This is a genomic window from Roseospirillum parvum (assembly GCF_900100455.1).
GTDB classification, from domain to species: domain Bacteria; phylum Pseudomonadota; class Alphaproteobacteria; order Rhodospirillales; family Rhodospirillaceae; genus Roseospirillum; species Roseospirillum parvum.
In genome coordinates, this window is the sequence record NZ_FNCV01000002.1 from 465514 (window position 1) to 491989 (window position 26476).

Annotated in this window: 23 protein-coding genes; 16 read left to right on the forward strand and 7 right to left on the reverse strand. The window is 71.0% G+C overall.

The window, feature by feature from the left end; translation table 11 throughout:
• Positions 1 to 47: 47 nt before the first annotated feature.
• Complete coding sequence (gene mutS / locus BLR95_RS05035; protein ID WP_092616536.1) at positions 48 to 2786, reverse strand: DNA mismatch repair protein MutS; 2739 nt, start codon at positions 2784 to 2786, stop codon at positions 48 to 50.
• A 216-nt stretch (positions 2787 to 3002) separates the two neighbouring features.
• Here mutS and BLR95_RS05040 point away from each other — a divergent pair, with 216 nt between their 5' ends.
• The 5 genes from BLR95_RS05040 (at position 3003) to BLR95_RS05060 (ending at position 8703) form a co-directional block, all read left to right on the forward strand.
• On the forward strand, positions 3003 to 3548 hold the full coding sequence (locus BLR95_RS05040) for a hypothetical protein (RefSeq protein WP_245689256.1): 546 nt from the start codon (positions 3003 to 3005) through the stop codon (positions 3546 to 3548).
• 88 nt (positions 3549 to 3636) lie between these two features.
• Positions 3637 to 5973, forward strand: a complete 2337-nt coding sequence (locus BLR95_RS05045; protein ID WP_092616355.1) for an NADP-dependent malic enzyme — start codon at positions 3637 to 3639, stop codon at positions 5971 to 5973.
• 188 nt (positions 5974 to 6161) lie between these two features.
• Positions 6162 to 7637 carry a sensor histidine kinase gene (locus BLR95_RS05050; RefSeq protein ID WP_092616358.1) on the forward strand — a complete coding sequence of 492 codons (1476 nt, stop codon included), beginning with the start codon at positions 6162 to 6164 and terminating at the stop codon, positions 7635 to 7637.
• Positions 7638 to 7759: 122 nt separating this feature from the next.
• Positions 7760 to 8104 (forward strand): hypothetical protein, encoded by a 345-nt coding sequence (locus BLR95_RS05055; RefSeq protein ID WP_092616361.1) that lies wholly within the window; start codon positions 7760 to 7762, stop codon positions 8102 to 8104.
• A gap of 23 nt (positions 8105 to 8127) precedes the next feature.
• On the forward strand, positions 8128 to 8703 hold the full coding sequence (locus BLR95_RS05060) for a hypothetical protein (protein ID WP_092616364.1): 576 nt from the start codon (positions 8128 to 8130) through the stop codon (positions 8701 to 8703).
• A gap of 32 nt (positions 8704 to 8735) precedes the next feature.
• Here the strand turns inward: BLR95_RS05060 and BLR95_RS05065 are convergent, their stop codons facing one another.
• Entirely contained in the window at positions 8736 to 10121 is a 1386-nt protein-coding gene (locus BLR95_RS05065) for a tetratricopeptide repeat protein (protein ID WP_092616367.1), read from the reverse strand.
• Positions 10049 to 11449 carry an NB-ARC domain-containing protein gene (locus tag BLR95_RS15700; protein ID WP_092616370.1) on the reverse strand — a complete coding sequence of 467 codons (1401 nt, stop codon included), beginning with the start codon at positions 11447 to 11449 and terminating at the stop codon, positions 10049 to 10051. Before BLR95_RS15700 ends, BLR95_RS05065 begins: the two co-directional genes overlap by 73 nt.
• Before the next feature lie 254 nt (positions 11450 to 11703).
• Here BLR95_RS15700 and BLR95_RS05075 point away from each other — a divergent pair, with 254 nt between their 5' ends.
• From BLR95_RS05075 to BLR95_RS05100, 6 genes are all read left to right on the forward strand, one after another.
• A complete protein-coding gene (locus BLR95_RS05075; RefSeq protein WP_092616373.1) occupies positions 11704 to 13674 on the forward strand; it encodes a methyl-accepting chemotaxis protein in 1971 nt (656 codons plus the stop codon).
• 214 nt (positions 13675 to 13888) lie between these two features.
• A complete protein-coding gene (scpC, locus tag BLR95_RS05080; protein ID WP_245689257.1) occupies positions 13889 to 15406 on the forward strand; it encodes a succinyl-CoA:acetate CoA-transferase ScpC in 1518 nt (505 codons plus the stop codon).
• Positions 15407 to 15679: 273 nt separating this feature from the next.
• A complete protein-coding gene (locus BLR95_RS05085) occupies positions 15680 to 16237 on the forward strand; it encodes a SiaB family protein kinase (protein WP_092616378.1) in 558 nt (185 codons plus the stop codon).
• Positions 16238 to 16264: 27 nt separating this feature from the next.
• Complete coding sequence (locus tag BLR95_RS05090) at positions 16265 to 16651, forward strand: DUF1987 domain-containing protein (protein WP_092616381.1); 387 nt, start codon at positions 16265 to 16267, stop codon at positions 16649 to 16651.
• Complete coding sequence (locus BLR95_RS05095) at positions 16651 to 17724, forward strand: adenylate/guanylate cyclase domain-containing protein (RefSeq protein WP_092616383.1); 1074 nt, start codon at positions 16651 to 16653, stop codon at positions 17722 to 17724. The genes BLR95_RS05090 and BLR95_RS05095 overlap by 1 nt, the downstream gene beginning before the upstream one ends.
• 29 nt (positions 17725 to 17753) lie before the next feature.
• The gene (locus BLR95_RS05100) at positions 17754 to 18620 is read left to right on the forward strand and encodes a sensor histidine kinase (protein ID WP_092616386.1); all 867 of its coding nucleotides are present in this window, start codon (positions 17754 to 17756) and stop codon (positions 18618 to 18620) included.
• Here BLR95_RS05100 and BLR95_RS05105 read toward each other — a convergent pair.
• Both BLR95_RS05105 and BLR95_RS05110 read right to left on the reverse strand, forming a co-directional pair.
• Positions 18609 to 18998 carry a response regulator gene (locus tag BLR95_RS05105; RefSeq protein WP_092616389.1) on the reverse strand — a complete coding sequence of 130 codons (390 nt, stop codon included), beginning with the start codon at positions 18996 to 18998 and terminating at the stop codon, positions 18609 to 18611. The two genes, BLR95_RS05100 and BLR95_RS05105, sit on opposite strands and share 12 nt — an antisense overlap.
• A 92-nt stretch (positions 18999 to 19090) precedes the next feature.
• A complete protein-coding gene (locus BLR95_RS05110; protein ID WP_092616392.1) occupies positions 19091 to 19507 on the reverse strand; it encodes a metallopeptidase family protein in 417 nt (138 codons plus the stop codon).
• A gap of 177 nt (positions 19508 to 19684) precedes the next feature.
• On the opposite strand from BLR95_RS05110, the gene BLR95_RS05115 reads away from it, so the two are divergent.
• Positions 19685 to 19987 carry a 4a-hydroxytetrahydrobiopterin dehydratase gene (locus tag BLR95_RS05115; protein WP_092616394.1) on the forward strand — a complete coding sequence of 101 codons (303 nt, stop codon included), beginning with the start codon at positions 19685 to 19687 and terminating at the stop codon, positions 19985 to 19987.
• A gap of 26 nt (positions 19988 to 20013) precedes the next feature.
• Here the strand turns inward: BLR95_RS05115 and BLR95_RS05120 are convergent, their stop codons facing one another.
• Both BLR95_RS05120 and BLR95_RS05125 read right to left on the reverse strand, forming a co-directional pair.
• A complete protein-coding gene (locus BLR95_RS05120) occupies positions 20014 to 20535 on the reverse strand; it encodes a MarR family winged helix-turn-helix transcriptional regulator (RefSeq protein ID WP_092616397.1) in 522 nt (173 codons plus the stop codon).
• Between the two features lie 79 nt (positions 20536 to 20614).
• A complete protein-coding gene (locus tag BLR95_RS05125) occupies positions 20615 to 21091 on the reverse strand; it encodes a flavin reductase family protein (RefSeq protein ID WP_092616400.1) in 477 nt (158 codons plus the stop codon).
• 176 nt (positions 21092 to 21267) lie between these two features.
• Between BLR95_RS05125 and BLR95_RS05130 the strand changes: the two genes are divergently transcribed.
• Genes BLR95_RS05130 through BLR95_RS05145 form a run of 4 tightly spaced genes read left to right on the forward strand, consistent with a single transcriptional unit; the run spans position 21268 to position 26035 of the window.
• Positions 21268 to 22341, forward strand: coding sequence for a 2,5-dihydroxypyridine 5,6-dioxygenase NicX family protein (locus BLR95_RS05130; protein ID WP_092616403.1), 1074 nt, complete (start codon positions 21268 to 21270; stop codon positions 22339 to 22341).
• Positions 22338 to 23192, forward strand: coding sequence for an alpha/beta fold hydrolase (locus BLR95_RS05135; protein ID WP_092616406.1), 855 nt, complete (start codon positions 22338 to 22340; stop codon positions 23190 to 23192). The genes BLR95_RS05130 and BLR95_RS05135 overlap by 4 nt, the downstream gene beginning before the upstream one ends.
• Before the next feature lie 12 nt (positions 23193 to 23204).
• The gene (locus BLR95_RS05140; RefSeq protein WP_218119485.1) at positions 23205 to 24488 is read left to right on the forward strand and encodes an acyl-CoA dehydrogenase family protein; all 1284 of its coding nucleotides are present in this window, start codon (positions 23205 to 23207) and stop codon (positions 24486 to 24488) included.
• The gene (locus tag BLR95_RS05145; RefSeq protein WP_218119486.1) at positions 24485 to 26035 is read left to right on the forward strand and encodes a class I adenylate-forming enzyme family protein; all 1551 of its coding nucleotides are present in this window, start codon (positions 24485 to 24487) and stop codon (positions 26033 to 26035) included. Before BLR95_RS05140 ends, BLR95_RS05145 begins: the two co-directional genes overlap by 4 nt.
• Positions 26036 to 26476 lie beyond the last annotated feature (441 nt).

Consider the following 26476-nt stretch of genomic DNA (forward strand, 5'->3'; position numbering starts at 1 on the left):
GTGACGGACGTCACACTCGGCCGAAAAAGGCCTGTCGGAACGATGTCCTAACCTGCCTCCGTCAGATGATTTTTCAGGTTGTAGAGGGCGTCCAGGGCCTGACGCGGGGTGAGCTGGTCGGGATCGAGTCCGGCCAGGGCCTCAAGCGCCGCGCGGCCGCCGGGGTCGAACGCCGCGCCGGAGTCGGACTCGGGGTCCGGCTCGGGCGGGGCGGCGGCCGGGCGGGCGGTGGCGTGGGCGGCGAACAGCGGCAGGTCGGCGTCCGGGTGGCGGCGGTGACGGCTTTCCAACTCGCCCAGCACCGTTTCGGCGCGCTTCAGCACGGCCGGCGGCAACCCGGCCAGACGCGCCACGTGGATGCCGTAGGAGCGGTCGGCGGTGCCCGGCGCCACCTCGTGCAGGAAGACCACCCGGCCCTTCCACTCGCGCACCTTCATGGTCCGGCAGGTCAGCGCCTTGAGCTTGTCGGCGAGGTCGGTCAACTCGTGATAGTGGGTGGCGAACAGGGTCCGGCAGCGGTTGTGGTCGTGCAGGTGCTCCAGCGTCGCCCAGGCCAGGGCGAGGCCGTCGTAGGTGGCGGTGCCGCGCCCGATCTCGTCCAGGATGACCAGGGCGCGCGGCCCGGCTTGATTGAGGATGGCCGCCGTCTCGACCATCTCGACCATGAAGGTCGAGCGCCCGGCGGCCAGATCGTCGCTCGCCCCGACCCGGCTGAACAGCCGGTCGACGACGCCGATGCGGGCCGCCCGGGCGGGCACGAAGGCGCCGATCTGGGCGAGCACGGCGATCAGCGCGTTCTGGCGCAGGAAGGTGCTCTTGCCGGCCATGTTGGGGCCGGTCAAAAGCCACAGCCGCTGCTCGGCGGTGAGGTCGCAGTCGTTGGCGACGAAGGCCTCGCCGGCCTCGGCCAGGGCGGCCTCGACCACCGGGTGACGGCCGCCCTCGATCAGGAAGGCGTCGCTGGCGTCCACCGTGGGGCGGACATGGCCACGATCCACCGCCACCTCGGCCAGCCCGGCGATGACGTCGAGGAAGGCCAGGGCGCCGGCGGCGCGGGCGATCTCCTCGCCGCGCGCCAGCACCTCGCCGGCCAGATCGGCGAGCAGGGTCAGTTCCAGGGCCAGCGCCTTGTCGGCAGCGCCGCGCAGGCGGTTCTCCAGGTCCGACAGGGCAACGGTGGTGAAGCGCAGGGCCTGGGCGGTGGTCTGGCGGTGGACGAAGTCGGTGCCCGCCGCCGCGCCACCTTCCTCCAGGCGCGCGCGGCCGGCCGCCAGCAGCTTCTCGCCGTGCCGGGTGGGGACCTCGATATAGTAGCCCAGCACGTTGTTCTGCTTGATCTTCAGGCTCTGGATGCCGGTCTCGGCCACGTATTCGGCCTGCAGGGCGGCAATCAGCCGCTTGCTTTCGCTGGCCAGGGTGCGCAGCTCGTCCAGGTCCTGATGGTAGCCAGCGGCGATGAAGCCGCCGTCGCGGGCCATCAGCGGCGGTTCCGGCACCAGGGCGCGGCCCAGGCGCTCGACCAGGGGGCCGTGTTCGCCCAGCTCGGCCAGGGCGCGGGCCAGGGCAGCCGGCAGCCGCTCGCCGCCGGACAGCGCGCCCGCGCCCCGCCCGGTTCCCAGCAGGCCGGCGCCCAGCAGGTCGGCCTTGAGGTCCGGCACCTCGGCCAGCCCGGCGGCGATGGCGGCCAGGTCGCGCGGCCCGCCGCGCTCCAGCGACAGCCGCGACAGGGCGCGCAGCAGGTCGGGGACCCGCCGCAGGCGCTGGCGCAGGGCGTCGCGGGTGTCGCCCAGGCGGGTCAGCAGCTCGACCGAGGCGGCCCGCTCGGTGATCGCCTCGGGGTCGGTCAGCGGGGCGGCCAGCCAGGCCGCCAGTTGGCGCGCCCCGGGGCCGGTCACCGTGCGGTCGATGGCGGCCAGCAGACTGCCCGCCCGGGCCCCGGACAGGGTGGCCGAAAGCTCCAGGTTGCGGCGGGTGGCGGCGTCGATCTCGAGGATCGCCCCGGCGGCCACCGGGCGCGGCGGCTGAAGACGCGGCAGGCGGCCCTTCTGGGTCAACTCCAGGTAGTCGAGCAGGGTGCCGGCGGCGGCCACCCCGGGGGGCGAAAAGGCGCCGAAGCCCTCCAGCGTCGCCACCCCGAACACCTGTTCCAGGCGGCGCCGGGCGTTGGCGGCATCGAAGCGGCTGTCGGGCAGCGGGGTCAGACGGTCGCGCCAGGGGGCCAGGGTCTCGAACAGGGCGGGGTCCTGGGTCAGCGCCTCGGGCAGCAGCACCTCGCCGGGGGCGAGGCGGGCCAGCGCGGCGGCCAGGGCGGCCGGCCCCGGGGCCAGCGCCTGGACGGCGAACTCGCCGGTCGACATGTCGAGCCAGGCCAGCCCCGTCTCGCCCTTGAGGCGAGCCACGGCGGCCAGCCAGTTGGCCGCCCGGGCGCTCAGCAGGTTGTCCTCGGACAGGGTGCCCGGGGTGATCAGGCGCACCACCTCGCGGTTGACCAGGGCCTTCGAGCCCCGTTTGCGGCGCGCCTCGGCGGGGTCCTCGGTCTGCTCGCAGACCGCCACCTTGAAGCCCTTCTCGATCAGCCGGGTGAGGTAGCTTTCGTGGCTGTGCACCGGCACGCCGCACATCGGGATGGGCTGGCCCAGGTGCTCGCCGCGTTTGGTCAGGGCGATGTCGAGCGCCGCCGCCGCCTGCTCGGCGTCCGCGAAGAACAGCTCGTAGAAGTCGCCCATGCGGTAGAACAGCAGACAGTCCGGGTGCTCGGCCTTGAGCCCCAGGTACTGGGCCATCATCGGGGTGGGCTTGGCGTCGGACACGGCGATTCCTGGCGGGTGGGCGGGCGGGTGGACGGGCGGGCGGGGGGGGTGGATGGACGAGCGGGCGGGGGGTGGATGGCGGGGTGGGCAACATGGACAGCCACCCGGGGCGATGCTATGTCCAGGGAGGGTGCGGGGCAAGGCCCGCCCGGCGCCCTCCCCTTCCCGAAACGCTTGAGGACACCCAGCCCCGTGAGCGACCCGCAAGACGCCTCCCCGGCCGACCCGCAAGACACCCCCCCGCCCGCCGGCCCGGTGCGCGAGGTGGTCGGCGTGTTCACCGACCGCCCCGGGTTCGAAAACGCCGTCCGCGCCCTGAGCGCGGCCGGCTTCGCCCAGGCCGACATTTCCATCCTGTCGTCGCACAGCTCGCTGGAAGCTGCCTTCGCCGAGCCGGACGAGGAAAAATCCCTGAGCGAGCGCCTGCTGCCCTTCCTCGGCGAGCTGCGCTACGAGACGCCGCTCATCACCGCCGGCCTGATCGCCCTGGCCAGCGGCCCCACGGCAGCCGCCGTGGCCGGGCTGGTCGCCGCCGGGGTGGGCGGTCTGGCGGTCAAGGACCTGCTGGACGAGATCGCCGCCGAGCCGCACCGCGAGGAATTCGAACAGGCCCTGAAGGATGGCAACATCCTGCTCTGGGTGGCCATCAAGGACGCCGGGACCGAGACCCGGGCCCGCCAGATCCTGGCCGAGGCCGGGGCGCGCGACATCCACCTGCACGACCGCCCGGCCGGCTGAGCCCGCCCGACCCGCCCGGCCCGCTGGTGTCCGCCGGGGCGCTGGCCCGGCCCTTTCCCCCACTCCCAGCCCCGGGTTGCCCGCCGCCATGTCCGACCGCGCCCCCTCCTCCGCCGATCCGAAAGCTCCCGCCCAACAGCCCCGTTCGGCCTTTGCCCGGGGCGGCGACCGCGCCGACATCGGTCAGGAAAGCCTGCTGCTGCACGCCTCCGGGCGGCCCGGCAAGATCGAGGTGGTGGCCACCAAGCCGCTGACCACCCAGCGCGACCTGTCGCTGGCCTACTCGCCGGGGGTGGCCCGGCCGTGCGAGGAAATCGCCCGCGACCCCAGCCTGGCCTACGACTACACCGCCAAGGGCAACCTGGTGGCGGTGATCTCCAACGGCACCGCGGTGCTCGGCCTGGGCGACCTGGGCGCCCTGGCCAGCAAGCCGGTGATGGAAGGCAAGGCGGTGCTGTTCAAGCGCTTCGCCGACATCGACGGCATCGACCTTGAGGTGGACACCCGCGAGGTCGAGGAGTTCATCCAGGCGGTGCGCTACCTGGGCCCCAGCTTCGGCGGCATCAACCTGGAAGACATCAAGGCCCCGGAGTGCTTCATCATCGAGCAGCGCCTGCGCGAGCTGATGGACATCCCGGTGTTCCACGACGACCAGCACGGCACCGCCATCATCGCCGCCGCCGGGCTGATCAACGCCGCCGAGCTGACCGGGCGCGACCTCAAGCACCTCAAGGTGGTGGTCAACGGCGCCGGGGCGGCGGCCATCGCCTGCGTCGAGCTGATCAAGGCGATGGGCGTGCCGGGCGACAACGTCATCCTGTGCGACACCCGGGGGGTCATCTTCCAGGGCCGCGAGGACGGCATGAACCAGTGGAAGGCGGCCCACGCCGCCCCCACCGAGGCGCGCACCCTGGCCGAGGCGATGGCGGGCGCCGATGTCTTCTTCGGCCTGTCGGTGAAGGGCGCGGTGGATCAGGCGATGGTCGAGACGATGGCCGAAAAGCCGATCATCTTCGCCATGGCCAACCCCGACCCGGAGATCACCCCGGAGGAGGTGAAGGCGGTGCGCCCGGACGCCATCGTGGCCACCGGGCGCTCGGACTACGCCAACCAGATCAACAACGTGCTGGGCTTCCCCTACATCTTCCGGGGGGCGCTCGACGTGCGCGCGCGCACCATCAACGAGGACATGAAGATCGCCGCCGCCCGGGCCATCGCCGCCCTGGCCCGCGAGGACGTGCCCGACGAGGTGGCCGCCGCCTACTCCGGGCGGCGCCTGCGCTACGGGCCCGACTACATCATCCCGGTGCCCTTCGACCCCCGGCTGATCGCCACCATCCCGCCGGCGGTGGCCGAGGCGGCCATGCTGACCGGGGTGGCCAAGAAGCCGATCATCGACATGGACGCCTACCGCCACGACCTGCTGGCCCGGCTCGACCCCACGGCGGCCAGCCTGCAGGCGATCGCCGCCGAGGTGGCCGAGCATCCGCGCCGGGTGGTCTTCGCCGAGGGCGAGGAGGAAAAGGCGATCCGCGCCGCGCTGGCCTTCAGGAACGCCGGCTATGGCGAGCCGGTGCTGGTCGGCCGGGCCCACCGCATCGCCGAGACCGCCGCCGCGATGGGGCTGGGCGATCTGGACGGGGTGGAAATCCACAACGCCAAGCTGTCGGAAAACAACGCCCAGTACACCGAGTTCCTGTACCAGCGCCTGCAACGCAAGGGCGTGCTGGAACGCGACGCCCAGCGCATGGTCAACCAGGACCGCAACGTCTTCGCCGCCTGCATGGTGGCCCTCGGCCAGGCCGATGCCATGGTCACCGGGCTGACCCGGGGCTACTACCAGACCTTCGAGGAGATCCGCCGGGTCATCGACCCCAAACCGGGGGCGCGGGTGTTCGGCGTCTCGATCGTGGTGGCGCGCGGGCGCACCGTGTTCATCGCCGACACCACGGCCCACGAGGTGCCCGACCCCGAGGCGCTGGCCGACATCGCCATCCAGACCGCCGCCCGGGCCCGCGCCATGGGCCACGAGCCGCGGGTGGCGCTGCTTTCCTACTCCAACTTCGGCAACCCCACCGGGGCGGTGTCGCAGCGCATGCGTCAGGCGGTGGAGCTGCTCGACGCGCGCCGCCCGGACTTCGAATACGACGGCGAGATGGCCGCCGACGTGGCGCTCGACGCGCAGCTTCAGGCGCACTATCCGTTCTGCCGCCTGTCCGGGCCGGCCAACGTGCTGATCATGCCCGGCCTGCACGCCGCCACCATCGCCGGACAGACGCTGGACAAGCTGGGCGGCGGCACCCTGCTCGGACCGGTCATCGTGGGCCTGTCCAAGCCGGCGCAGATCGTCGGCATGGACGCCACCGTCTCGGACCTCATGCACATGGCGCTGCTGGCCAGCTTCGATTCCATCAACGCTTCCTGAAACCGTCATGGTTCTGTTGCCGGTGGTGCCGTAAACTGGCCCATCGTCCGGCGACAAGCCGACGGGCGGCCTGATGGGCGACGGAACAGCCCACGGGACAGATGACGGGACAGGTGACGGGGCAGGCGACGGAACAGGCGGCGAAACCGCCGACCAAACCGCCGACGGAACAGCCGACGGGGCAGGCGATGTGGCATCGACACTCGCTGTGGGATTTCGCCATGCTGGCGGCGGCGGTCGGGCTGCCGGCGGGGCTCGGGCTCGGCCTGCTGGTCGCCCTGGGGCGGCTCGACCCGCTGCCGGCGATCCTCACCATGGCCGGGGTGATGGCCCTCACCGCCGCCCTGATCCTGCCCCGCTTCCGCGACCTCGAGCGCATCTCGCGCTTCGCCGCCGACCTCTCCGACCGCGGCGACCTGCCGGTGCCGGTGCCCCGCCACTCGCGCGCCGCCGCCGAGCTGGCCCAGTCCATCGCCCGCCTGCGCCGCTCGTGGGAAACCCAGAGCGGCCAGCTCAAGTCGCTGGCCCTGTCGCATGAAACGGTGCTCGACAGCCTGCCCGACCCGTTGATCATGGTCGATCCCGGGGGCGTGGTGCGGCGCGCCAACCTGGCCGCCCGGCTGGTTCTCGGCCGGGTGCTGGAAAACCAGGAGGTGACCCAGGTCTTCCGCGACCCGCTGGTGCTGGAGGCGGTCGAGGCGGTGCTGGCCGGGGCCGGCGGGCGCGAGGTGCCCTATGTGGTGCCGGTGCCGGTGCGCCGCGACTTCACCCTGCGCGTCGAACCGCTGCCCACCGCCACCGCCGAGGGCGCGGTGGCCATGCTGATGCTGCACGACATCACCACCCTGGTGCGCATGGAACAGATGCGGGCCGACTTCGTGGCCAACGCCAGCCACGAGCTGCGCACCCCGCTGTCCAGCCTGCTCGGCTTCATCGAAACCCTGCGCGGCCCGGCCCACGACGACGCCGAGGCGCGCGACCGCTTCCTGATCATCATGCAGGAGCAGGCGCAGCGCATGAACCGGCTGATCGAGGACCTGCTGTCGCTGTCGCGCATCGAGCTGATGGAGCACACCCCGCCGACCGGCGCGGTGCGCCTGGAGCGCGTCGTCTCGGCGGTGGTCGGGGCGCTGGAACCGCAGGCCCGGGCCCAGGGGGTGACGGTCGAGACCGCCCTGCCCGACGACCTGCCGGCGGTCATCGGCGAGCGCGAGGAGCTGGCCCAGGTGATCCAGAACCTGTTGGCCAACGCCATCAAGTACGGGGTGCCGGCGGGGGCCAGCGCGGGCCGGGTGGAGATCACCGCCGGCACCCTGCGCCGGGGCCCGGTGGCGATGCCCCAGGCGACCCGGGCCGACTGCGTGTTCGTCGCGGTCCGCGACCACGGCGACGGCATCCCCAAGGAACACCTGCCGCGCCTCACCGAGCGCTTCTACCGGGTCGACAGCGCCCGCTCGCGCCAGTTGGGCGGCACCGGGCTGGGGCTGGCCATCGTCAAGCACATCCTGAACCGCCACCGGGCCGCCATGGTGGTCGACAGCCAGGTGGGCGGGGGCACCACCTTCACCGTCTACCTGCCCCGGGCGGCCAGCGGGCAGCAGTTGGACGACGACCCGCCCGGCCCCTCGCCGCGCCCGGCGCGCGGCAACCCGGCGGCGGCCTGAGGGCGGCGATCCGGCGGCGGGGGGGAACGGCACCCTCAACGGGGCGTTGAGCCAATCGCACCCGGGGCGTACCATCGGCTGTTGGCCCCCACCCGACAGATCCGCCCCGAAAGGTCCGCCCCGTGCCCCGTCCGCTGTTCCTGGCCGCCGCCGTGGCGGTTCTGCTCGCCTCGCCCGCCGCCGCCCAGTCGCCGGAAGCCGCGTTCGGCATCCTGGACGGCTGCCGCGTCGCCCAGACCCTGGACGACGGCCGCGCCCTGGTCCTCGACTGCGGCACCCTGGCCCCGGCCCAGGTGGCGGCCCACTATGAAGAAAAGCTCGCCGAGGCCGGCTACCAGACGGTGCACGCCACCCGCGCCGCCGGCCTGACCATGATCCTGTTCGATGGCCACGGCCAACGAGGCACCCTGGCGGTGGCGGCGGAGGACGGCGCCACCGGGGTGTCCATCGGCTTCACCGCCCCCTGATCCCGCATCCCTGGAGGTTCCCCATGCTGCGTCCCGTTCCCTTTCTGCTGGCCGCCCTGCTGCTCTGCGCGGCGCCGCTGAGTTCCCCGGCCTGGGCCGACGAGATCGAGGACAGCCTGCAGGCGGCGCTCGACGCCTACCGCGACGGCGACCTCGCCCTGGCCAAGGAGGAGTTGGACTACGCCGGCCAGATGCTGTCGGAAAAGAAGGCCGCCGGGCTGGCCGACTTCCTGCCCGAGCCGCTGTCCGGCTGGGAGCGCCAGGACGGCGACACCCAGGCCATGACCGCCGGCATGATGGGCGGCGGCATGAGCGCCAGCGCCAGCTATTCCAACGGCGACACGCGGCTGGAGATCAGTCTGGTCGCCGACAGCCCGATGGTCGGCGCCCTGGCGGCGGTGTTCAACAACGCCGCCATGATGGGCCAGATGGGCAAGCTTCGGCGCATCGACCGCCAGAAGGTGATCGAGACCGAGGAGGGCGAATTGCAGGCGGTGATCGACAACCGCATCCTGGTCTCGATCAACGGCCCGGCCCCGGTCGAGGACAAGGAGGCCTACTTCAAGGCCCTGGACATCGACGGCCTGGAAGACTTCTGAGGGGCTCAAGGGCGGCCGGTTGGGGCGCCGCCCTACAGCTTGCGCAGCCTGGCGATCAGGTCGAGCAGGGCGTTGGCGCTGTCGAGCAGGCCGGGAACCCCGGCCAACCCCTCGGCCAGCCGCCGCACGCCCTGCCCCAGGGTCTTGAGCAGGCCGGGGCTGGCCTTGGGGTCGGCGGCCTGGGCGAGAAGTTCCCGCGCCCCCTCGGCCAGTTCCCGCCCCTGCCCGGCGTGTTCTTCCGGCACCCGCCCCAACGCCTCTTCCAGCGCCGCCAGCCGGCTTTCCAGCGCCTCCTGGTCGGCCGCGAAGACCGTCGAGGTGCCGATGATCTGGCCCAGATTGTGGACCAGCGCGCCCTGAAAGACATTGGCCCCCCTGAAGTCGCCGCTGTTGTTGAAGGTATTCAATCCGCTGCCCTCCGAGGGTGGGGTGCCGATCCGGGCGTCGAGACCTTCGAGGTTTCGGCGCACGATCTGAGTGTGGGAGTGATCCGGCCCGAGGCGCTTTTCGAAGATGCCCAGGGCGCGCCCGATGTGCTCTCGGGCCGCAACCAGATCGCCCTGGGCCCGGAGCAAAGCGCCCAGGTTGTTGAGGCTGATGGCCACGTTCGGATGATCAGGCCCCAGCGCCCGCTCCTGGATGGCCAGGGCACGTTCATGGGACGCCCGGCCGCCGGACAGATCGCCCCGGGCCTGGAGCACAAGGCCCAGGTTGTTGAGGCTGGTGGCCACGTCCGGGTGGTGAGGTTCCAGCGCCTGCTCCCGGATGGCCAGGGCCCGTTCCTGGTGCGCCCGGGCGCCGGACAGATCGCCCTGGTCCTGGAGCACACCGCCCAGGTTGTTGAGGCTGGTGGCCACGTCCGGGTGGTCAGGTCCCAGCTTCCGCTCCCGGATGGCCAGGGCACGTTCATGGGACGCCCGGGCGCCGGACAGATCGCCCTGATCCTGGAGCACGCAACCCAGGTTGTTGAGGCTTTTGGCGACGTCCGGGTGATCAGGCTCCAGCGCCTGCTCCTGGATGGCCAGGGCCCGTTCCAGGTGCGCCCGGGCGCTGGACAGATCGCCCTGGGCATAAAGCACACTGCCCAGGTTGTTGAGGCTGGTGGCCACGTCCGGGTGGTCAGGTTCCAGAGCCCGCTCCCGGATGGCCAAGGCCCGTTCCAGGTGCGCCCGGGCGCCGGACAGATCACTCTGGGCTCGGAGCACCTCGCCCAGGTTGTTGTTGAGCGTGGCGAGGATCGGATCGTTTGCGTCCCTGCGCCGTGCCTCAAGGTCCAGGGCCCTCTGACAAGCCTCTTTTGCCGCCGCATACGCAGCGATCATCCGAAGGTGGGCGCCCAACGCAGTCACAGGACCCACGCCCCTTCGGTGCCCTGATCCGCCGCTGTTTCCGCCACGAAACGCAAGTGAGGCTGCCATGCCAGCAGCGGGCCGGGCAGGCCGGTGGCGTTCTGCTCCCTGGCCGCCTCCAGCACCGCCTTTTCCACCACTCGGCGGGCCGTATCGGCGTGGGCGGCGAGGAAGCGGGCGACCAGACGGTGCATGCGCAGGGTGCCTTCGTCCGGGTCCTCCTCCTCGATCAGGCCCAGCTCCAGCAGGCGGCGCAGGCCGTCCTCGGCCGCCTTGGGGTCAATCGGCGTCTCCAGGGACGCCGCCGCCCGATGGATCAGCCAGCGGGGTATGGGTTCGCCGGGGGCGAAGGCGTGGATCAGGAACAGCAGGACCCAGGCGGTCCGGTCGGCCAAGTCGTCGGCGTCCAGTCGGTCCAGGCTGAGGGTAAACGTGCGGGCCACGTTGAGGTCGTGGCCGGTGGGGCTCCACTCGCCGCCGGCCAGGAAGTCGTGGTCCAGGCCGGGGGCGGCGCGCAGGGCGGCCAGATAGGCGGCCGGCGTGCCCTCGGGGACGTGGCGGTAGCGCCTGAGGTAACTGCCGGCCAGATGCAGGGCCAGGGGCAGGTGGCCGAGTTCTTCGGAAATCGCCGCAAGGCCGGGGTCGTCCGCCGGCAGGTCGGGGCGAAACCCATGCAGCAGGGCCGCCCCCTCGGCCGGGGTCAGGGTGCCCAGGGGCAGGGCCTCGACCCCCAGGCCGCTGCTCCAGGTGGCGCGGCGGCTGGTCACCAGCACCCGGGCCGCCCCGCTGGGCGGGCGCCACTCGGCAAGCAGGTCTTCCTCCTCGCAATTGTCGAAAATCAGCAGGGTGGGCAGCGGCGATTGCCAGCGGGCCAGCACCCGGCCGATGCTGTCCTGGTCGTCCACCGGCAGCCCCATGGCCTGGGCGCAGCGGGTCACCTCGCCGCGGATGCCGGCGGCCTTGGCGCAGCTCAGCCAGTACACCCCGCCGGCGAAAAAGCGCCCGTAGCGGTGGGCGAACTCGGCGGCGAGCTGGGTCTTGCCCAGACCGCCCAGGCCGGTGGCGGCGGCGGTCGGCCCGATGGCCGAGGTGCCGCCCCGCTTGAGGGCCCGGGCCAGGGCTTTCAGGTCCTGCTGGCGGCCGACGAAGTGCGGGTTGGGCCGAAAGGTGACGGCCGAGCCGGCGGGCAGTGGCGCCGGCTTTGGCACCGCATCCTCGGGCAGGCTGGCGAGCAGGTCGCCCGCCGCCTTCAGGTCCGCCGCCGAGACCTCGGGCGGGGCCGGGGCGCTGGCGTAGTAGTTGTTCTGGGTGCCGATGATCTGCCCATCATTGGTCACCGAAGCGCCCTGAAAGGCGTTGCTCCCCCGGTGGTCGCCGCTGTTCTCGAACTCCGCCACCCCTGGCCCTCCGCGCCCCGCACCCGCATGGGTATCCTGCCCCGGGCGGCCACGCGCTTCAAGCGGCGCGCCCTCCCGTAAATCGGGATGAGCCGCCGCCTCCCCTCGACGAAGCCGAGAGCCCGCGCGCATTGCAGGGGAATTTCATCATAGCCGAGTGGGGCCCGGTCAGGCATACTACTGGCTTGAAATATCTGCCGCGCACGACGCCGCGCCGACCGCCGGAACATCCACCCGACACGGGAGGAAGCCTGATGCAATGGCCGAACCTGACCATTTCGATGCGCGTGGGGCTGGTCATCCTGTTCAACACCCTGCTCATCGGCCTGACCGTGGCGGTGAGCAGCGTGATGGTGCTCGATCATTATGCCGAGCAGGATGCCCTGACCTCCATCGAGCGCAACATGCGCGTCGCCTGGGACGAGATCGAGGAGCACGGCCCACAGGTGCGCCTGGAGGACGGCCAGTTGATGGTCGGCGACACCGTGCTCAACGACAACAACGCCCTGGTCGATGCCATCGTGGCCCAGGTCGGCGGCACGGCCACCGTGTTCATGGGCGACACCCGGGTGGCCACCAACGTGGTGCGCGACGACGGCGGGCGCGCCGTGGGCACGCAACTGGCCCGCAACGCGGCGTTCCGCGCGGTGTTCGAGGAGCGCCAGCCGTTCCGGGGCATCGTCGACATCCTCGGCACCGCCTACATCACCGGCTACGACCCGATCATCGGGCCCGAGGGGCGGGTCATCGGCATCCTGTACGTGGGCGAGAAGGTGGAGCGCTTCTTCGCCTCGGCGCGCACCCTGCAGGGGTGGATCCTGGGCCTTCTGGCGGTCTGCGGTGGGCTGGGGCTGGTGGTCGGGCTGGTGGTGGCGCGCCAGGGGATCACCCGACCGCTGAAAGGCATCGTCTCGGCGACCACGGCGCTGGCCGGCGGCGACCTCGAGCGCCATATCCCCTATACCGACTCGCGCAGCGAGATCGGCAGCCTGGCCCAGGCGGTGCAAAGCTTCCGCGAGAACGCCCGGCAGGTGCGCCGCCTGCAGGCCGAGCAGGAAGCCCAACAGCGCCGCAACGCCCGCCAGGTGGAGGGCGAGATGGTCGCCCTGAGCCACGCCCTGGACAGCGAGGTGCGCCGGGTGATCGCCGTGGTCGGCGACGAGGCAGGCCGCATGGTCGACATCACCGGGCAGATGGCGATGGCGGTTTCGGGCACCGTGCAGGGGGCGGAAACGGTCAGCGAGGCGTCGCGCGGGTCGGCCGCCAACGTCGACGCGGTGGCCGCCGCGGCCGAGGAGATGGCCGCCTCGATCACCGAGATCAGCCGGCAGGTGGGCAATGCCTCGACCATCGCCGCCCGCGCCTCCGAGCAGGCGCTGGAGGCCAACAGCCGCATCGATGCCCTGTCCAAGGCCGCCGAGCGGATCGGCGAGGTGGTCGACCTGATCACCGACATCGCCAGCCAGACCAACCTTCTGGCCCTGAACGCCACGATCGAGGCGGCCCGCGCCGGCGACGCCGGCAAGGGTTTCGCGGTGGTCGCCGGCGAGGTCAAGACCCTGGCCACCCAGACCGCCCGCGCCACCGAGACCATCGCCGGCCAGGTCGGCGAGATGCGCAGCGCCACCGAGCAGGCGGTCGGCACCATCCAGGCCATCGCCAAGGTGGTGGCCGAGATCAACGAGATCACCTCGACCATCTCGGCGGCCACCGAGGAGCAGACGGCGACCACCCAGGAGATCAGCCGCAATGCCCAGCACGCCGCGCAAGGCTCGCAGGAAACCTCGAGCGGCATCGCCGACGTCTCGCGCAGCGCCGAGCAGACCGCCGCCCAGGCCACCGAGGTGGAAAGCGTCGCCCAGGCGGTGCGCCAGCACATCGGCGGCATGGAAGAGTCGCTGAACCGCATCATGGGCAGCGGCCAGGGCAGCGGCGACAGTCGCGCCTCGGCCTTGCGGACGATCAATCAGGCGGTCACCCTGGCCGACGACCGCCAGCAGATCAGTTGTCTGCTGCACGCCCTGTCGCCCATCGGGGCGGCCGTGGTCGATCGACAGTTGCCGTGGCCGGTCGGCGAAACGCTGACCCTGTCGCTGGCCGACCTGATGCCGCTGGAGGGCGTCGTGGTCGCCACCTCGGAAACGGCGAGCCACCTGCGCCTGGACCTGGACGACGCGGCCAGCGCGGCCGTGGACGACTGGCTGAGCCGCCACACCCGCCGCTGACCTCCCGCCTTTCGACCACCCCCCCCCGGGGACCAAACCGGGCGCGGCACCGGGCCACGCCCCGCCCCGGCATTTTCGCATGGCAGCCATGCGCGCCATCTTTCGACTGGCCGACGGTCTTGCCTCCTGGCTAGAAAGCCGCCTTGCGCCGTCGCCGGGTCCGCGCGCCCGGGCGGCCCCCGCTTGGCCTTTTCCCGCCCGGAGGACACCCCTTTTGAGCGCCGAGTCCCGTATCCGTCACCCCGAGCTGCGCCGCAAGCTGATGAGCGCCGAGGACGCCGCCGCCCTGATCGCCTCGGGCAGCACCATCGGCATGAGCGGCTTCACCGGCTCGGGCTACCCCAAAAGCGTGCCGCTGGCCCTGGCCCGGCGCATCGAGGCCGAGCAGGCCGCCGGGCGGCCCTTCCGGGTGCGGGTGTGGACCGGCGCGTCGACCGGGCCGGAGCTGGACGGCGCCCTGGCCAAGGCCGACGGCATCGAGTTCCGGCTGCCCTACAACTCCGACCCGATCGCCCGCGAGAAGATCAACAGCGGGCGCATGCAGTACATCGACATGCACCTAAGCCAGGTGGCGCCGGTCGCCTGGCAGGGCTTCCTGGGGCCGCTCGACACCGCCCTGATCGAGGTGTCCGGCATCACCGAGGACGGTTCGCTGATCCCCTCCACCTCGGTCGGCAACAACAAGACCTGGCTCGACCGCGCCGAGCGGGTGATCCTGGAAGTGAACCGCTGGCAGAGCGAGGCTCTGTTCGGCATGCACGACATCTATTACGGCACCGCCCTGCCGCCGGACCGGGTGCCCATCCCGCTGGTCCGCGCCGGCCAGCGCATCGGCCAGCCGACCTTCCGCTGCGACCCGCACAAGGTGGTGGCGGTGGTGGAAACCGACAGCCCCGACCGCAACCAGCCCTTCGCCGCCCCGGACGCGGTGGCCGAGGCCATCGCCGGCCACCTTCTGGAGTTCTTCCGCCACGAGGTGACCAAGGGCCGCCTGCCGGCCTCGCTGCTGCCCTTGCAGTCGGGGGTGGGCAACGTCACCAACGCCGTGCTGGCCGGGCTGATGGACGCCCCCTTCGGCAACCTGACCGCCTACACCGAGGTCATCCAGGACGGCATGCTCGACCTGTTGGACAGCGGCAAGCTGGCGCTGGCCTCGGCCACCGCCTTCTCGCTCAGCCCGGCCGCCGCCGAGCGCTTCAACGCCGAGGCCCACCGCTTCCGCGACCGCCTGATCCTGAGGCCCCAGGAAATCTCCAACCACCCGGAACTGGTGCGCCGCCTGGGCTGTCTGGCCATGAACGGGCTGATCGAGGCCGACATCTACGGCAACGTCAACTCGACCCACATCATGGGCTCGCGCATCCAGAACGGCATCGGCGGCTCGGGCGATTTCGCGCGCAACGCCTATGTGTCGATCTTCATGACCCCGTCGACCGCCAAGGGCGGGGCGATCTCGGCCATCGTGCCGCAGGCCAGCCACGTCGACCACATCGCCCAGGACGTGCAGGTGCTGGTCACCGAGCACGGGCTGGCCGACCTGCGCGGCCTGGCCCCGCGCCAGCGCGCCCGGACCATCATCGACACCTGCGCCGACCCCGTCTTCCGCCCCGCCCTGGCCGACTATCTGGCCCGCGCCGAGGCCGGCTCGTTCGGCGGCCACAGCCCGACCCTGCTCGACGAGGCGCTGTCCTGGCACCAGCGCTTCGTCGAGACCGGCACCATGCGTCCCTGAGGCGTCCCTGAGGCGTCCCTGAGGCGTCCCTGAGACCCGCCATCACCCCCAGCCGTTGATGGACCCCGGGGACGGTGGTACTGTTTATGGCAGGGGCGAAGGTGGCACCCGCCAGGCCGGCATGAATCATAACCGGCGGGCCGAGAGGCGCCGTCGCCCTGGTCTGCCGTCGTGGTGGGGGAACGGCGGCGGCCCGGCCAGCTTTTCCGATACGCCCCAGCCGTTTCCGTCCTTTCGCACCGCACCGCGCGGCGCCGAGCAAGGGGTTCCGGTATGCTGGCTCAAGAGCAGTACGCGTTCCGGGAAGTGCTGACCAGGAAGGGCATCCTGTTCTGCTACAGCGGCTACCTGACCGAGGACATCCTGACCGGCATCGGCGAGGCCATCCAGAAGAAGCTGGAAATGGAACAGGCCAGCCGGCAGACCTCGAAAAGCCTGTTCGCGGTGTTCGTCGAGCAGGTGCAGAACATCATCCGCTACTCGGCCGAGCGGGAAACCCAGAACAACGGCGACGACACGGTGAACGAGCTGAGCTTCGGCGTGCTCAGCGTCGGCCACCACGGGGGGCGCTACTTCGTTTCCTGCTGCAATCTGGTGCGCACCGATGACACGGCGCGCCTGAAGACCAGCCTGGAGCACATCCAGTCGCTGGACCGCGGCGCCCTGATCTCACTCTACAAGCAGACCCTGAAGAACGGCCGCCCGGAGGGCAGCAAGGGGGCCGGCGTCGGCTTCATCGACATCGCCCGCCACGCCACCCAGGGCTTCGCCTTCGACTTCATGAAGATCGACGACACCCACACCTACTTCTGCCTTGAGGCCTATGTCTGACGCCCGACAGACCACCGGAGACCCTTGATGGAACCGATCACCCTAGAGGCGACCAAGCGTTGCCCCGAGATCAACTTCGACTTCGCCGCCAACACCTTCCTGATCAAGGGCGAGTCCTATCCGGAAGACGTCGACAGCTTCTATGGCGAGATCATCGAGGCCCTGGAAACCCACCTGGAAAGCCAGCAGGGCGCCACCATCCGGCTTGATCTGGAACTGATCTACTTCAACAGCTCCACCGCCAAGGTGCTGATGGAACTGTTCGAGATGATGGACGCGGCGGCCGAGCGCGGCAACGACGTGCTGGTCGCCTGGCACTACGAGGCCGACGACGACAACATGGAGGAACTGGGCGGCGAGTTCGCCGAGGAGTTGGCCCACGCCCGCTTCGAGCTGAAGGTTCTGGAAACCTGATGACCTCGAAAATCTTCAAGAAGGAATCGGCCATCGTCGAGGACAGTCGGGCCCTGCTCGCCCGGCCCGAGCTGTTCGCCGACGCGGAGGCCCGCGAGGGCTTCTCGCGCCTGCTTGAAGCCTACGAGAAGCAGATGCGCTCGACCCAGAAGCTGCTGCGCCTGAGCGACCGCAACGAGGCCCAGCTCAACGAGCTGGCGCGCGACCTGGAAGGCAAGAACAGCCGCCTGGAAGAGCTGTCCGACAAGCTGTCGCGCTATCTGGCGCCGCAGATCTACAAGGCCATCTTCGAGGGCGCGCAGGATGTCTCGCTGGCCACCCGGCGCAAGAAGTTGACCGTCTTCTTCTCCGACCTCAAGGGCTTCACCGAAACCTCGGAAACCCTGCAACCGGAAGCGCTGACCTATCTGCTGAACGACTACTTCAGCGAAATGTCGACCATCGCCATCGACCACGGGGCGACCATCGACAAGTTCATCGGCGACGCCATGCTGATGTTCTTCGGCGACCCGCACAGCGACGGCGACCGCGCCGACGCCGCCAAGTGCGTGCGCATGGCGGTGCGCATGCAGCAGCGCATGAAGGATTTGCGCGCCCGCTGGCGCAACGAGGGGTTCGAGCGGCCGTTTTCCATGCGCATCGGCATCAACACCGGCTATTGCAACGTCGGCAACTTCGGCAGCACCAAGCGGATGGACTACACCATCATCGGCGCCGAGGTTAACCTGGCGGCGCGCCTGGAAAGCCAGGCCGACCCGGACGGCATCCTGATGTCCTATGAAACCTACGCCCTGGTCCGCGACTTCGTGGAAACCGAGGAACGCTCCGCCATGCGGGTCAAGGGCATCGCCCGCGAGATCCGCCCCTTCGCCGTCACCAACATCTACGACCCCGACCTGAGCCGGCGCAGCTTCATCAGGAAGGAGCGCTACGGCCTGAAGCTGCTGGCCGACCTGGAGCGCCTGCAGGGCGAGGACCGCCGGCAGGCCATCGCCGAGCTGGAAGAGGTCATCCACGACCTGAAGACCCTGCCCGAGAGCGGCCGTCCGGTCGCCGGCGACGAGACCTCTTGACCCCCCGCGCCCAGCTTCGAGGCCCTCCCGTGAAAACCAGACCCGCCGACAGGGAACAGCGGCTGATCGCCCGGGCCGAGGCGGCCCTGAATGACGGCACCGCCATGCCCGAGGCGCTGGCGGAACTGCTCGACGCCCACCGCAAGCTGGTCTCGCGCATGGGCCGGCTGACCCGGATCAGCGACCGCCAGCAGTTGCAGTTGCGCGAGTTGAGCGAGCTCAAGGACCAGTTCGTCGGCATGGCGGCGCACGACCTGCGCAACCCGATCGGTCTGGTCCAGGGTTTTTCCGAGTTGATGCTGGCGGCGCCGGAGATGGCCCAGGCCGACCGCGCCCGCTACCTTCAGATCATCAGCAAGGTGGCCAGGGACATGGGCGCCCTGCTCAACGACCTGCTCGACATCTCGGCCATCGAGAGCGGCAAGCTGACCATCGAGGCGACACCCCAGCGGCTCGACGCGGTGGTGGCCGAACGGCTCGACCTGCTGACCAACCTGGCCGAGCGCAAGCAGATCACCCTGAAGCGCCGGTTGGCCGAGGTCGACCGGGTGCCGATCGACGACAGGCGGCTGGCCCAGGTGATCGACAATCTGGTCGGCAACGCCATCAAGTTCTCCCACCCGGGGACCACCGTCACCGTCTCGGTATGGGCCGAGGACGGCCACGGCTGTCTGGCCGTCGCCGACCAGGGCCAGGGCATCCCGGCCGAGGAGATCGACAAGGTCTTCGGCACCTTCCAGCGGCTCAGCGTGCGCCCCACCGGCGACGAGAAAAGCCACGGCCTGGGGCTGGCCATCGCCAGGAAGATCGTGCTCGCCCACGGCGGGCGGATCGGCGTCGAGAGCACCGTCGGCGAGGGCTCGGTGTTCACCGTGCGGCTGCCGCTACAAGCTTGACAGGATGCCCTTCACGGCGTCGGGCGTGGGCGGCTTGACCAGATAGGCGGTGATCTTGTGGATCGCCGCCTTCTGCTGGTTGCGGTCGCTGTTGTTGGCGGTCAGCATGACGATGGGCACCTCGCGGCAGGCTTCCACCGCGCCCATGCGCACCCGGCGGGCCAGACTCCAGCCATCCAGGCGCGGCATGTCAATGTCGCTGATGATCAGCGCCGGCGGCGGCGTCGCCTGGGCCAGCACGGCCAGCGCCGCCTCGCCATCGCCGGCGCTCAGCACCCGGCTCACCCCGCAGCCGGCCAGCACGGCGGTGAGCAACTCGCGGGCCAGGGGGTCGTCATCGACAATCAGTACGGGCGCCTCGCCACCGATCATGTCCATCCCCCCCGTGCCGGCCAATCGCGTCCACCACCCTACCACGACCCTGTCCGGCCGGGAATGATCCTGGGCCGGATCGGGGGGCGGTTCGCAGGTCAGCCGCCGTCCTCGCCCACCTCGGCTTCCAGGCGCTCCATGTCCTCGTCGGAGAAGCCCAGGTGGTGGCCGATCTCGTGGATCAGCACATGGCGCACCAGGTGGTCCAGGTCCTCGCCGGTCTCGCACCAGTAATCGAGGATCGGACGGCGGTAGAGAAAGACCATGTCCGGCCCCTGGGGCAGATCGGTGTGGCTTTTCCCGGTCAGCGCCACGCCGTGGTACAGGCCGAGCAGGTCGAACGGGCTTTCCAGCCCCATCTCGGCCTCCACCTCCGGGGTGCAGAAGTCCTCGATGCGCACCACCACCGAGCCGAGCCGGCCGCGAATGTTGGCCGGCAGGGCCTCCAGCGCGGCCTGGGCCACGGCCTCCAGGTAGTCGGCCCCGGGCGGCTCGGAGAAACGGCTGGCGGTCATCGCGGGGGGTTCCTTGTGGCTGGGGGAGAAAAAACAACGCGCCGGGCCCCATTGTGTCGGCCCGGGTGGCGCCCCCATGTGGAGGGATCGGCGCCGTGCTGGCAACCCCCGGCGGCTGTTTTTCCCGCCTCGCCGCGGCGCCGGGCACCTCACCCCGAGCCGCAAAGGAGTCCCCGGATGAGCGCCGCCTCCCCGCTGCTGACCGCCGAGGAACGGGCCCGCGCCCTGACCGACCTGCCCGGCTGGCAGGTCACCGACGACGGCCGCGCCCTGACCCGCGAGCTGACCTTCAACGATTTCACCGCCGCCTTCGGGTTCATGACCCGGGTCGCCCTGATGGCCGAGAAGATGGATCATCACCCGGAGTGGACCAACGTCTACAACCGGGTCTCGATCAGCCTGAGCAGCCACGATGCCGGCGGCCTGACCGGGCGCGACCTGGAACTGGCCGGCGCCATCAACCGGCTGGCCGGGGGCTGAGACGGGCGCCGCCCTCGGCCCCGGCCTCAGGATGTCGGGCAGGAGGATGGCGCGCGGATCCGGGGCGCGACGCGACCTTCCAGCGCCACGATCAGCCGGCGCACGTCGGCCTTCAGCCCGGCCACCGGGGTGTCGCCGACACAGGCGGCCAGCACCTCGTCCTCGTGGCGGCGGGCCTCGACCATCAGCTCGTCGACCAGGGCGCGCCCGGCCCCGGTCAGCACCAGCCCCACCTTGCGCCGGTCGTCGGGGCAGGGCCGGCGACGCACCAGCCCCTGGTCCTCCAGCCGGTCCAGCAGCTTGGTCAGGGTCGGCTGCTTGAACAGCCCAAGGCGGGCCAGCTCGCCGACCGTCATCCCCTCGCCGTGCGACAGGATGCCGAGCACCCGCCACTCCGACACCGGCACCCCGCGCTCGGCCAGATGGGCGTGGAAATGACGGCTGATCAGGTGGCTGGCCCGGGCCAGCAGGTAGGCCAGGTAGTCGGCGGCGAAGGGCAGCCGGCCGGTGGCCTGATCGGGCTCGATGGGCAGGGGAATGCGGTCCATGGGCTGTGGCCTCGCGGACGGTTCATCGGATCGACCGGGACCCGCCGAGGCTCCCGGCGCTGGGATTATCGGGTTTTGGCTACTGGCTGGTCAATCGGCCATAACGGCCGCCGAAAAACAGCAGCGGCTCGCCGTCGCGGTGGTCGAAGTGGGCCACCTGACCGACCAGGATCAGATGGTCGCCGGCGTCGTGGCGGGCCGTGGTGCGGCATTCGAAGGTGGCGATGGCGCCCTCGATCAGGGGATCGCCGAAGCGCCCGGGGCGCCAGTCGACGCCGGCGAACTTGTCGCCCGGGCGGGCGAACTGGGTCGACAACGCCTCCTGCCCGGCGGCCAGCACGTTGACCGCGAAATGCCCGGCCGCCTCGAACACCGGCTGGCTGGGCGACCCCTTGCCCAGGCACCACAGGATCAGCGGTGGATCCAGGCTGACCGAGGAGAACGAGTTGACGGTCATGCCGGCGGTGCGCCCGCCGCCGTCGCCGGTGGTGACCACCGTCACCCCGGTCGCGAACAGGCCGAGGGCGGAGCGGAAGGCGCGGCTGTCGGCGGTCATGTCGGTCGGGGTCCCTCCTCGTTTTCCGCGCCACCCGAAGGCCGGGCCGGGCGGATTTTTTTCATATGAAACGATGCCTTTTAATGGCAAGTCAACCCTGGTAGAGAGGATCAAACGGCCCCCATCGGGGCGGCGTCCTGGAGGCAAACACGGGGCGGCCAGCAGGGAATCCGGGGATGTTCGCCGACCGCATCGAAGGCAAGTGGATCGACACTTTCGCCGAGGTCTTCGCGGCGTGCAAGGTGGGACCCGGCACCACCGTGGCGATTCTGTCGGAAACCCAGTCGCGCCCCCTCAATGTCCAGTTGGCCGAGTTGGCCCTGCTCGCCCTGAAGGCGCGCCCCTTCCATGTGGTGGTGCCGACTCCGCCCCAGCGCGCCCCGGTGCCGGTGCGCTCGACCGGGGCCTCCGACGCCCTGGGCCACTTGGGTCCCGCCATCGCCGCCCTCAAGGCCAGCGAGATGGTGGTCGACCTGACCGTCGAGGGTCTGCTGCACGCCCCCGAATTGCCCGACATCCTGGCCGACGGGGCGCGGGTGCTGATGGTCTCCAACGAGCACCCGGAAGCCCTGGAGCGCCTGAAGCCCGACCCTGCCCTGAAGGATCGGGTGCGCCACGCGGTGGCCCGGGTCCGGGCGGCGCGGCGGATGACCGTCACCTCGGCCGCCGGGACCGATCTCGACATCAGCCTGGAGGGGGCCACCACGGCCGGCGTCTGGGGCACCTGCGACCGGCCGCGCACGGTGGCCCACTGGCCGGGCGGGGTGGTGGTCAGCTTTCCCGCCCCGGGCAGCGTCAACGGCCGGCTGGTGCTCGACACCGGCGACATCAACCTGACCTTCAAGCGCTACCTGAGCGCCCCGGTGCGCCTGACCATCGAGGACGACTACGTCACCGGGCTCGACGGCACGGGCACCGACGCCGCCCTGATGCGCCGCTACTTCGCCGCCTGGGGCGACCGCGAGGCCTACGCCACCAGCCACGTCGGCTTCGGCCTCAACCCCCATGCCCGCTACGAGGCGCTGGCCATGTACGACCAGCGCGAGACCAACGGCACCGAGCTGCGCGCCTACGCCGGCAACTTCCTCTATTCCACCGGCGCCAACGAGTTCGCCGGGCGGCACACCCTGGGCCACTTCGACCTGCCGGTGGGCGGCTGCACCATCGCCCTGGACGACACCGTGGTGATCCGCGACGGCTTGCCGCTCGACCTGCTGACCGCGCCGCCCACCGAGGGCGCGCCACCATGAGCCCGCCGCTCGACCTGCCGGCCGACCTGCCGGCCGACCTGCCGGCCGATCCGCCGGCTTATGTCGAGGTCGGCCCGACGGACGGCCCGCCGGTGCTCTTCCTGCACGGCATCGGCGGCGGCAAGGCGTGTTTCGCCGGCCCGGCCGAGGCGCTGGCCGCCAGCGGCCTGAGGTGCCTGTGCTGGGACATGCCGGGCTATGGCGACTCGCCGCCCCTGCCGGGCCGCCCGGGGATGACCGCGCTGGCCGGCGCCGCCGGCGCCCTGCTCGACCATCTGGGCCTGCCCGGCGTCCATCTGGTCGGCCATTCCATCGGCGGCATGATCGCCCTGGAACTGCTGGCCCAACAGCCCGGCCGGGTGCTCAGTCTGGTCCTTTATGCCGCCCCGCCGGCCTTCGGCGGGCGCGATCCCGAGGTCGCCCGGGGCTTCCTGGCCGACCGCCTGGCCCCCCTGGAGGCCGGCCAGGGCATGGCCGAACTGGCCGATTCCCTGGTCCCCGGCATGGTCGGGCCGAGCGCCGACCCGGCCGGCGTGGCGACCGCCGTCAGCACCATGTCGGGGGTGCCGGAGGCCGGCTACCGGATGGCCCTGGGCGCCCTCGACGGCTTCGACCGGCGCCCGCTGCTGGACCACATCACCGTGCCCACGTTGGTCATCGGTGGCGGTTGCGATCCCAACACCCCACGGTCTACCCTGGCCCGTCTGGCGGCGCGGATTCCCGGTGCCCGCCTCAAGGTGATCGAGCGGGCCGGCCATCTGGCCCACCTGGAGCACCCCGACGCCTTCACCGAGGCCCTGGTCGATTTCCTGGCCCCCTCCCCCGTGCCGACCCCTTCCCGGCAGCCCTGAACGAGCCCCTTGATGCCCGCCGATCCCGCCGCCGTTCCGCCCAGCGCCCCCCCCGATGCCCCGATGTTCGACCCGGCCACCTGGGGCCTGACCGAACGCCAGGCCGAGATCGCCGCCACCGCCCGCCACCTGGGGCAGACCCGCTTCCATCCCCGGGCCGCCGAGGTCGACCGCGCGGCCCAGTTCCCACGCCAGAACTTCGACGACCTGCACGCCAGCCGCCTGCTCGCCATCTGCGTGCCCGAGGACCACGGCGGCCTGGGCGCCGACCTCAAGACCTACGCCCTGGCGGCGGCCGAGGTGGGGCGCTACTGCGGGGCCACGGCGCTGACCTGGAACATGCACGTCTGCTCGTGCCTGTGGTCGGGGGCCCTGGCCGACGGCCTGGAGATGGACGCCGCCACCCGGGCCACCCACGAAAGGCGCCGGGCCCGCCACTACGCGCGCATCGTCGAGGCGGGAAAGATCTACGCCCAGCCCTTCTCCGAGGGCGGCGCGGCGGCGGCCGGCGGGGCGGCCTTCTCGACCCGGGCGGTGCGCACCGAGGACGGCCGCTGGCGGGTCGATGGCCGCAAGATCTTCGCCAGTCTGGCCGGCGCCGCCGACTATTACGGGGTGCTGTGCACCGAAACCACGCCGGGTGGCGAGGGACGGCGGCGCGACACCCTCTATCTCGCCGTGCCGGGCGATGCCCCCGGTTTTTCCGTCACCGGCGAGTGGGACCCCCTGGGCATGCGCGGCACGGTGTCGCGCGACCTGATCTTCGAGGCGGTCGAGGTCGACCCCGAGGAAGAGCTGATGCCGCCCGGGGTCTATCATCAGGCCGCCGTGCGCTGGCCGCACATGTTCATGACCCTGACCCCGGCCTATCTGGGCATCGCCCAGGCGGCCCATGACTTCACCGTGCGCTACCTGCGCGGCGAGCTGCCCGGCATGCCGCCGGTCAAGCGGCGCATGTATCCGACCAAGCAGCTCGCGGTGGCCGACCTTTCGATCCAACTGGAAACCGCCAAGGCGTTGTGGTTCCAGGTGATGGGCGAGGCCCAGGCCGACCCCGGCCGGGAGTCGAAACTGCGCGCCTACGCCTGCCAGCACACGGTGATGGAAACCGCCGCCCGCATGACCCAGTTGGCCATCCGCACCTGCGGCGGCCAATCGATGCTGAAACGCTTCCATCTGGAGCGCCTGTACCGCGACGCCCGCTGTGGCTCGCTGATGCTGCCGTGGACGGCCGAGCTGTGCCTCGACCGGCTGGGCCGCGAGGCGTTGTACCTGCCCGGGGAGAGTGACGAGTGAGCAATCTGTCGCGCTGGATCGAGCGGCACGCCGATTTTACTCCGGATAAACCGGCCATCCGGTTCGAGGGGCGGGAGATCACCTACGCCGACTTCGACCGTCTGATCAAGGCCCACGCCCGGGCGCTCAAGCACCGTTTCGGGGTGGGGCGCGGCGACCGGGTGGCCTGTCTGGCCTACAACGCCCCGGAACAGATCGCCCTGCTGTTTGCCTGCGCCCGCCTGGGGGCGCTGTTCCTGCCCCTGAACTGGCGCCTCGCCGCACCCGAGCACGCCTACATCCTGGGCGACGCCGGGGCCCGGGTGCTGATCGCCGAGGGCGCCTTCCAGGCCCACGCCGAAAGCATCCACGCCAGCCTGCCCGAGTGTGAGCTGGTCGCCGCCGACTTCGTGCCGCCCCCGGGCAGCGACTGGCACCGCCTGGCCGAGGCGGTGGCCACGGCGCGCGGCGACGACAGCAACCCGCACGTCGATCAGGACTGCCCGCTGCTGCTGGTCTACACCTCGGGCACCACCGGCCACCCCAAGGGCGCCGTGCTGACCCAGGCGGCGTTGCAGTGGAACGCCCTCAATTCGGCCCACATGCACGACCTGACCAGCCGCGACCACGTGCTGACCGTGCTGCCGCTGTTCCATGTCGGCGGCCTCAACATCCAGACCACGCCGGCCCTCTACGCCGGGGCCACGGTCACCCTGCACCGCCGCTTCGAGGCCGAGGCCACGGCGCGGGCCATCGCCGAGGACCGGCCCAGTCTGGTGGTGCTGGTCCCGGCCACCATCCAGGCCCTGATCGAGCGCCCGGAGTGGGCCGACCTCGATCTGTCCAGCCTGCGCTGCATGACCACCGGCAGCTCCATCGTGCCGCCCCACCTGATCGCCGCCGTCCATGCCCGCGGGCTGCCGGTGATCCAGGTCTACGGGGCCACCGAGACCTGCCCCATCGCCATCTACCAGCGCCCCGAGGACGCCATGGGGAGCGTCGGCTCGACCGGCCGCGCCGCCCTGCATTGCGACATCCGGGTGGTCGACGACGAGGGCAACGACGTCCCCGACGGCACCAACGGCGAACTCCTGGTGCGCGGCGCCAACGTGATGTTCGAGTACTGGGGCAATCCCAAGGCCACCTGCGAGGCCCTGCGCGGCGGCTGGTACTTCACCGGCGACATCGGACGGCGCGACGAGGCGGGGCGCTTCTGGATCATGGAGCGCAAGAAGGACGTCATCATCTCCGGCGGCGAGAACATCTACCCGGCCGAGATCGAGGTGCTGCTGGCCACCATGCCGGAAGTCGCCGACGCCGTGGTGGTCGGCCGCTCCGACGGCCGCTGGGGCGAGGTGCCGGTGGCCTGCGTGGTGCTGAGGCAGGGCCACAGCCTGACCGCCGAGGCCCTGCTGGCCCGCTTCGAGGGCCGGCTGGCCCGCTACAAGCATCCCAAGGACGTCGCCTTCTTCAACGCCCTGCCGCGCAACGCCATGGGCAAGGTGCAGCGCTTCCGCCTGCGCGCCACCCTGAGCGAGGCCGAGACCCCGGCCGCCGCCGCAAGTTAGGGAACCGGCAAATTAGGGAACCGGCAAGTTAGGGAACGGGTGAGTTATACCAGCCGGCGATGAGCAGGACTCATCGCGGCTTGGTCAAGCTTTGAGTTGGGGGCTTTGCCCCCAAACCCCCACCGGGGAAGCAGGGCTTCCCCGGACCCCTCCATTCGTTGGTGAACACATTCGTTGGTGAACAAACGCTACCTCCGAGCGGAACGCCCGGGGTTTTTTGGTTGCAGGCCAGCTTCGCTGGCCTTTCGAAAACAACCAGGGAGTGGCCGCTCGCTCGGCGATCAATGAATGAATGGAGGGGGTCCGGGGGAGCCCCTGGCTCCCCCGGTGGGGTTTCAAAGGGGCAAAGCCCCTTTCATTCATACCAACCGGCGGTGAGTTTCTCTCATCGCCGTCTGGTATTAGGGAACGGGTGAGTTAGGGACCGGACAAGTTGAGGCG